The organism is Nocardioides sp., assembly GCF_031422975.1.
Taxonomy (GTDB): Bacteria; Actinomycetota; Actinomycetes; order Propionibacteriales; family Nocardioidaceae; genus Nocardioides.
Genome location: NZ_JANPEO010000382.1, coordinates 1 through 2236 on the forward strand (window position 1 = coordinate 1; position 2236 = coordinate 2236).

The following is a 2236-nucleotide window of genomic DNA, read 5'->3' on the forward strand; positions in this document are numbered from 1 at the left end:
CGAGCTCGCGCAGGCCGCGGACGATCTCGATGAGGCGGACGGCGAGCGCCTCGCTGAGCCCGGTGTCCTTGGAGTTGATGATCTCCAGCTCGCGCTGCGCCTCGGGGTAGTCGAGGAACAGGTGCAGGCAGCGGCGCTTGAGCGCGGCGGACAGGTCGCGGGTGTTGTTGGACGTGAGTACGACGTAGGGAAGTTGCTTGGCCTTCACCGTGCCGACCTCGGGGATGGAGATCTGGAACTCCGACAACAGCTCGAGGAGCACAGCCTCGAGGGCCTCGTCGGCGCGGTCGACCTCGTCGATCAGCAGCACGACCGGCTCCTCGGAGTCGATCGCCTCCAGCAACGGGCGGGGCGCGAGGAAGCGCTCCGAGAAGAAGACGCTGTCCTGCTTGGCGATCCGCTCGACCGCCTCGTTGAGATCCGCGGCGTCCTCGACGACCTGGCCGATCTTCTCGCGCAGGATCTGGGTGTAGAGCATCTGCTTGCCGTAGTCCCACTCGTAGAGGGCCTTGGTCTCGTCCTGGCCCTCGTAGCACTGCAGCCGGATCAGCCGCCGGCCGGTGACGGCGGCGAGACTGGTCGCGAACTGGGTCTTGCCCACGCCGGCCGGTCCTTCGAGCAGGACCGGTTTGCCCAGCCGGGTCTGGAGGAACACCGTCGTCGCGAGCCGATCGTCTGCCAGGTAGCCGGCTTCGCGGAAGCGTTCGAGGGCGTGCGCGACGTCATCGAACTCGCCTTCGCCGGCGGCATTGCGCGGATCCGTGTTCACTGGCGCTCCCTCGAACGTGGTGTGGATGGGGTCCGGACCGGGCAGCACGGCGATCGCTGCCCGGTCCGGCGTACAGGGGTGAACCGGCCTCAGGAAAGGAGGTCGTCCAGGTCACCGTTCATGCAGTGCTCGATGACGGGGCGAACCGTCTCGAAGGTGCACTCCTTGGCGTTGCCCGGGGTGCAGGCGTCACCGAGGACGTGGTTGGTGATGCGGTCCACGTCTTCCTTGTCACCGGTGATCACCTTGGCGTTCTCGTAGAACTTCGTCGGGCCCTGGCCCAGCCGGTTCTTCGAGTAGCTGTCGGCGGTGACGTCGGTGAACTTCTCCGGGATGCCCACGTCGCGCAGCAACCGGATCGAGGCAGCGAGTGCGGCGTCGGCTGCCTGCGGCTTGGTCATGCCGCGGGTGTCGATGCCCATCGCCTCGGCGATGTCGGCGAAACGGCCGTACGCCGCCGACATGTTGAACGCCCACACGCGGGGCAGCGCGATGGCGTTGTTCAGGCCGTGGTGCGTGTCGTAGAAGGCACTCACCGCGTGCGACGTCGAGTGGATGATGCCCAGACCGCCGGAGTTGAACGCCTGGGCGGCGATGTACTGCGCGTACATCATGCCCTCGCGTCCGGCGAGGTCCTGGCCGTTCCACACCGCTGCCCGGAGGTGCTCCGACGTCAGCTTGATGGCGTGCAGCGCGTTGCCGAGCGACGGCTGGAAGTTGATCCGGGAGACGTACGGCTCACTGGCGTGCGCGAGCACGTCGAAGCCGCACTGCGCGGTGTAGTCGACCGGGCAGTCGAAGTAGAGCACCGGGTCGTCGATCGCCAGGGACGTGACTGACGCATCGTCGAAGGCGACGTACTTGTGCGGGTTGTCGGGGTCGGTCGTAGTGTCGGTGATGACGTAGGCCCACGAGGTCTCCGAGCCGGTGCCGGCCGTGGTGGAGACCGCGATGTGCGGCGGGTTCTTCGGGTTCTCGGACATGTTGAAGCCCTCGAACTCGTTCACGTTGCGACCGTCGTGCGCCACCGAGACACGAGCGCCCTTGCAGGCATCGTGGGACGAACCGCCACCGATGGAGACGAACGAGTCGCACTCGTTCTCCTGGTACAGCGCCACGGAGTCCATGACGTTGTAGTCCTTCGGGTTGGACTCGACCTTGTCGTAGACCACGACCTCGAGGCCGTGGTACTTCATCGACTCCACGATCTTGTGCACGATGTCGGTGCCGCGCAGGCCCGACGTCATGACCAGCGTCTTGCGGAAGCCGAGCTTGAGCGCCTCGGGCCCGATCATCTCGTGCGCGCCGGGTCCCATCAATGCCCGTGGGAACGGGTGGAACTCCTTGATGGGGAACGGTTTGAGCAGTTCGTCGACCTGCATGGATGACCTCCTGGGGCGGATATCGGACTGCTTCGGACGCTAGGTGCGGCGTCGGACCGCGGCCAGACGAGGATCCGCATACGGG

The 2236-nt window shown here is 66.3% G+C and carries 2 protein-coding genes; both read right to left on the reverse strand.

Annotation, left to right across the window (positions count from 1 at the left end; genetic code table 11):
• Positions 1–769: MoxR family ATPase (locus tag RMO85_RS11575; protein WP_310528876.1), on the reverse strand; the 769-nt coding region annotated here is incomplete at its 3' end.
• An 89-nt stretch (positions 770–858) separates the two neighbouring features.
• The gene (mdo, locus tag RMO85_RS11580) at positions 859–2151 is read right to left on the reverse strand and encodes an NDMA-dependent methanol dehydrogenase (protein ID WP_310528877.1); all 1293 of its coding nucleotides are present in this window, start codon (positions 2149–2151) and stop codon (positions 859–861) included.
• Positions 2152–2236: the final 85 nt, after the last annotated feature.

Coding starts and splice junctions, on each gene's coding strand:
- mdo (WP_310528877.1), bottom strand. CDS start 2,151: ATGCAGGTCGACGAACTGCTCAAACCGTTCCCCATCAAGGAGTTCCAC.